The following is a 5,260-nucleotide window of genomic DNA, read 5'->3' as shown; positions in this document are numbered from 1 at the left end:
CTACGTGAACCTCGGCATCGGGCTGCCGACGCTGGTGRCCAACCATGTGCGCAGCGACATCGAGGTCTGGCTGCAGAGCGAGAACGGCATGCTCGGCATCGGCCCGTTCCCGACCGAGGACCAGGTCGATGCCGACCTGATCAACGCCGGCAAGCAGACGGTCACCACCATCCCCGGCTCGTCGATCTTCGGCTCGCACGACAGCTTCGCGATGATCCGCGGCGGCAAGATCAACCTCAGCATCCTGGGCGCGATGCAGGTCAGCGCGAAGGGCGACCTCGCGAACTGGATGATCCCCGGCAAGATGGTCAAGGGCATGGGCGGCGCGATGGACCTGGTGGCCGGCGTGCCGCGTGTGCTGGTGCTGATGGAGCACGTCGCGCGCAAGAAGGACGGCAGCGAGGACCTGAAGATCCTGCCGGCCTGCACGCTGCCGCTGACGGGCGTGGGCGTGGTGAACCGCATCATCACCGACCTCGCGGTGCTCGACGTGACGCCGCAGGGGCTGAAGCTGGTCGAGATCGCGCCGGGTGTGTCGCGCGAGGCGCTGCAATCGAAGACAGGGGTTCCGATCCTGTAGTTCGTTCGTTCGTTCGTTCGTTCGTTCGTTCGTTCGTTCGTTCGTTCGTTCGTTCGCGCATCGGCGCGGAAGGCGCGAGCGGGGAGTCTGGGGCTCGCCGTCGCAGCGGTCTTCGCCCCTGGCGGGGCGAAGACTCCCCTGCGCTGACTGGTTTCATGGCCCGTCGCCCAAACTCCCGCCACTCACTTCGTTCGTTGTGGTCAAACAGTGGGCGACAGTCAGTKCACGAAGCGTGCTGCGCACGCGGGCCATGAAACCAGCCAGCTCCGGCGCYACTCCCTTATTGGCGCTCCCCAGACTCCCCGCTCGCGCCTTCGTGCCACCACCCTGCCTTGTGGGAGGTGACAAGCGAACAAATGAGGGTTGATCCCCGGGTTGGCACCCGGGCTACTTCTTGAGTGCGCGGGCCGCTTCGGTGACCAGTTCCGGCCCCTTGTAGATGAAGCCGGTGTAGAGCTGCACCAGGTCGGCGCCGGCCGCGATCTTCGATTGCGCGTCGGCACCGCTCAACACACCACCGACGCCGATGATCGGGTAGCCCGCGCCCAGCGCGGCGCGCAGCTGCGCGATCACCCGGTTCGAGGCCGCAAGCACCGGSGCGCCGCTCAGGCCGCCGGCCTCTTCGCCGTGCGGCAGGTGCTTCACCGCATCGCGCGCGATCGTCGTGTTGGTCGCGATCACGCCGTCGATCGCGTTCTTCTTCAAGGTCGCGGCGATCACGCCGACCTGCGCCTCGTCGAGGTCGGGCGCGATCTTCACGAACACCGGCACGCTGCGGCCGTGCTGCTTCGCAAGCGCCTGCTTGCGCTCCTGCACCGCCGAGAGCAGCGCATCCAGCGCCTCGTCGCTCTGCAGCGCGCGCAGGTTCTTCGTGTTCGGCGACGAGATGTTCACAGTCACGTAGTCGGCATGCGGGTACACGCCGTCCAGGCACAGCAGGTAGTCGTCGACCGCGCGCTCGATCGGCGTCGCCGCGTTCTTGCCGATGTTCAACCCCAGCACRCCGCCCTGCGCCCGGAAGCGCGCCTGCTTCACGTTGGCGATGAAGGCGGCCAGCCCCTGGTTGTTGAAGCCGAGCCGGTTGATCAGCGCGTTCGCCTGCGGCAGGCGGAACATGCGCGGCTTCGGGTTGCCCGGCTGGCCGAGCGGCGTCACGGTGCCGACCTCGATGAAGCCGAAGCCCATCGCGGCCAGCCCGTCGATGCAACGGCCGTTCTTGTCGAGCCCGGCCGCGAGGCCGATGCGGTTCGGGAAACGGATGCCCGCCACCGTCACCGGGTCGTCGACCCGCGGCTGCGCGACCGCACAGATCAACGGCGTGCGCTGGATGCGCGCCAACGCGCCGAGCGTCAGGTCATGTGCCTGCTCGGGGTCGAGGCCGAACAGGAAGGGGCGGGTGAGGGGGTAGGGGACCAGGGCCATGGGATGAATGCGGGGACCAGCGTCTTGGATAATCGCGGATTGTCTCAAACGACCCCGCTTCCAAGCGTTCAGCCATGACACAGGACGAACTGAAGGCCCTCGTCGGCCAGGCCGCGCTGGCCTACGTGCAACCCGGCAGCATCGTCGGCGTGGGCACCGGCTCCACGGTGAACTGCTTCATCGACGCGCTGGCCGGCATCAAGGACCGCATCGCCGGCGCTGTCTCCAGCAGCGAACGAAGCTCCGAGCGGCTGCGCGCGCACGGCATCGCGGTGCTCGACAGCAATGCCGTCGACACCATCCCGGTCTACATCGACGGCGCCGACGAGATCGACCACCACGGCTTCATGATCAAGGGCGGGGGCGCCGCGCTCACGCGCGAGAAGATCGTCGCCGACATCGCGCAGAACTTCATCTGCATCGCCGACGAATCGAAGCTCGTCGACACGCTCGGCCGCTTCCCGGTGCCGGTGGAGGTGATCCCGATGGCAGCGGCGCAGATCGCGCGCCGGCTGCGCGGCCTCGGCGGCGATGCGCAGCTGCGCGCCGGCGTCGTCACCGACAACGGCTGCAGCATCCTCGACGTGCGCGGCCTGGCCATCATCGACCCGGTGGCGATGGAGCGCGAGATCAACCAGTGGCCGGGCGTCGTCACCGTCGGCATCTTCGCGCGCAACCGGGCCGGCGCCTGCCTGCTGGGCACCTCGCAGGGCGTGAAGACGCTGACGTTCTGATCCACTCCCGGGCCTCGCACCCCCCCAAAAAGGGCGTAACCTCGGGCCTGTTCCGAATCCGCTGAAAAAGGACGGCCCATGGCCAAACCCAACTACTCGTTCGAAAAGCGCCAGCGCGAGCTGGCCAAGAAAAAGAAGAAGGAAGAGAAGCTGAAGGAAAAGGAGCTTCGCAAGACCAGCCCGGGCTCCGGCGAAGCCGGACAGGGCGACGAGCCCGCCGAGGGCCAGACCCAGGGCGCAGGCGCCGGAGACCAGCCGGCGCCCTGAGCGCCCTGAACCTCATGCGGCCCCTGCGACCCCGCGGCAAGCCGGCGGTGCCCGGCGCCTACGCGGCCGCGCTGAAGGCCGGCTTCGAGGCGACCTCCACGCAGGTGCAGCAGATGCACCAGGCGATCGCCGACCAGGCCTTCGCGACGCTGCAGCACGTGCCCGTGGTCGCAGCGCCCGCCCGCTGGGTGCAGCGGGTGCACGACTTGGTCAGCACGGTGGTCCACACGACGGTGCGCCAGACCGGCGCTGCCGCCCTCACGCTGGCCGGCCATGCCGAACAGCGCCTCACCGATCCGACACGCCAACCGGGCGCGCGCGAGCAGGCCCTGCGCAGCGCGCTGAACGGCGTGGCCGGCGATGCGCTGCAGGCCGCAGGCAACCCGCTCGCGGTGCGCATGGCCCTGTACCCCGAAGGCGTGGCACCGGCGGAGCGGGTCTGCCTGTTCATCCACGGGCTGGCCTGCGATGAACACAGCTGGACGGTCGCGCGCGCCGAGTCGGCCGGCGATTCGTATCCGGCAATGGTCGAGCGCGAGTTCGGCGCCACCGCGCTTTTTCTTCGCTACAACAGCGGGTTGTCGATCAGCGACAACGCGCGCGCTTTGGCGGTGCTGCTGACGCAATGGATCGATGCCGCACCTGAGCGCGCCGGCGACATCGTGCTGGTCGGCCACAGCATGGGCGGGCTGATCGCGCGCGCCGCCTGCGAGCAGGCGCTGGCCGACGGCAGCCCGTGGCTCGATCGCATCCGGATGCTGGTCTGCCTGGGCACGCCGCACCGCGGTGCGCCGCTGGAACGGGCCGGGCACGTGCTCTCTTCGGTGCTCGATGCGTCGGCGATCACGCGGCCGTTGAGCCGGCTCGCCGATGCGCGCAGCCGCGGCATCCGCGACCTGCGCCATGGTGCGGTGCCGAGCACGGTGGCGGTGCCGATGCGGCTTGTCGCGGGCCTGGGCGACGGCCTGGTGCGGCCCGGCAGCGCGGTGGATCCGGCGCTGGCCGGTGATGTCGAACGCGTCGAGATCGACGGTGTCGGCCACATGGACCTGCTGAACCACCCGCGCGTCGCGGCGGCGCTGCGCCGCTGGCTGCGCGCGGCCTGGGCCTGATCAGCGGGCGTCGCGCCGCACCTGGCGGGCGATGAAGCGGGCCGGGTCGATCGCATCGAGCAGGCTGCTCTCCAGCGGTGCTGGCGCGCCGGTGACCGCCGACGCGAGCGCACCCGCGCCGAGGGCCGACCAGGTGATGCCGCGCGAACCCAGCGCGGTGAACACGAACAGGCCCGGCACGCGCGGYACGAAACGCACTTGATCAATGGGGCGCGTGCTCGCGGCCTGCAGGTCGGGGACGGCGCCGACGATCGGCAGCCGGTCGCCGGCGACCCAGCGCCACGCCGTGCGGCCTTGCAGCGCGCACGCGTCGACCGGTGCGGTCTTCCCCGTCAGCTTGCGGTACTGCGCCAGGTTGTGCTCATGGTCGGCCTGCCGCAGCTCGGGGGCCATGTCGCCGGCCGTGCTGGTGGCGCCGAACACCGCCATGCCGTCGATCGGCGGCAGCAGGTAGCCGGCGCCGGCCAGCGGAATGCGCGGCAGCGCCCAGCCCGCGGCGTCGGCCGGTGCCAGGCTCAGCTGGCCCCGCACCGCCTCGACCGACCACGCGGGCTGGCCGAGCAGCCGCAACGCATCGCCGGCGTTCGCGAGCACCAGCACCGGTGCACTGGCGATGTTCGCACCCTGCGCGTCTTTCAGCTGCCAGCGGCCGTCGCCGTCGCGGTGGATGGACTCGACCTGCACGCTGCCACGCCAGCGGATCCGCTCGCCGCCTTGCGCGATGAACCAGCGCACCAGCGCGCCGGGCTGCACCCAGCCGCCCTGCGGGTAGAACCAGGCCGGGTGGCGCAGCGCCAGGCCTGCCAGGCGGCCGGCGGCATCGGCATCGAGCGCCTGCACATAGGTCGCCGGCAAGCCCACGCGATCGAGCACCGCCTGCATCGCGTTCGCATCCGGCAGCGCGGTCTCCAGCCGCAGCAGGCCGGCCAGCGAACCGGGCACGCCGTCGCGCAGCGCACCGGCCAGCACGCGTGCGAGTTCCAGCGCGGCCGCGCGGTTGAAGCGCGCGTGCGTGCCGTCCTGCGCGTTGACGATGCCGTGGAACAGGCCGGCCGGGTTGCCGGAGGCCTCTTGCGCCGGGCTCGTGTGCCGGTCGAGCAGCTCGCACTGCCAGCCCTGCGCGGCGAGTGCGGCGGCCGTGGCGC

The 5,260-nt window shown here is 70.6% G+C and carries 6 protein-coding genes; 4 read left to right on the top strand and 2 right to left on the bottom strand.

Annotation, left to right across the window (positions count from 1 at the left end; genetic code table 11):
* A partial coding sequence (locus AC1D12_RS23980; RefSeq protein WP_477843318.1) for a 3-oxoacid CoA-transferase subunit B occupies nucleotides 1-580 on the top strand: 580 nt, incomplete at its 5' end.
* A gap of 387 nt (nucleotides 581-967) precedes the next feature.
* On the opposite strand, the gene AC1D12_RS23975 is transcribed toward AC1D12_RS23980, so the two are convergent.
* Entirely contained in the window at nucleotides 968-2,002 is a 1,035-nt protein-coding gene (locus tag AC1D12_RS23975; RefSeq protein ID WP_477827385.1) for a quinone-dependent dihydroorotate dehydrogenase, read from the bottom strand.
* Nucleotides 2,003-2,076: 74 nt separating this feature from the next.
* On the opposite strand from AC1D12_RS23975, the gene rpiA reads away from it, so the two are divergent.
* The 3 genes from rpiA (at nucleotide 2,077) to AC1D12_RS23960 (ending at nucleotide 4,115) form a co-directional block, all read left to right on the top strand.
* Entirely contained in the window at nucleotides 2,077-2,736 is a 660-nt protein-coding gene (rpiA, locus tag AC1D12_RS23970; protein ID WP_047510889.1) for a ribose-5-phosphate isomerase RpiA, read from the top strand.
* A 78-nt stretch (nucleotides 2,737-2,814) separates the two neighbouring features.
* Nucleotides 2,815-3,003 carry a hypothetical protein gene (locus AC1D12_RS23965; protein WP_047510891.1) on the top strand — a complete coding sequence of 63 codons (189 nt, stop codon included), beginning with the start codon at nucleotides 2,815-2,817 and terminating at the stop codon, nucleotides 3,001-3,003.
* Between the two features lie 14 nt (nucleotides 3,004-3,017).
* Nucleotides 3,018-4,115 (top strand): PGAP1-like alpha/beta domain-containing protein, encoded by a 1,098-nt coding sequence (locus tag AC1D12_RS23960; protein WP_477827384.1) that lies wholly within the window; start codon nucleotides 3,018-3,020, stop codon nucleotides 4,113-4,115.
* Here the strand turns inward: AC1D12_RS23960 and mnmC1 are convergent.
* A partial coding sequence (gene mnmC1 / locus AC1D12_RS23955) for an FAD-dependent 5-carboxymethylaminomethyl-2-thiouridine(34) oxidoreductase MnmC1 (protein WP_477843316.1) occupies nucleotides 4,116-5,260 on the bottom strand: 1,145 nt, incomplete at its 5' end. It lies immediately after the preceding gene.

Source organism: Rhizobacter sp. P1_G5 (assembly GCF_056405435.1).
The sequence above is the reverse complement of the archived record's forward strand: the minus strand, read 5'-3'. Positions and strand labels throughout refer to the sequence as shown.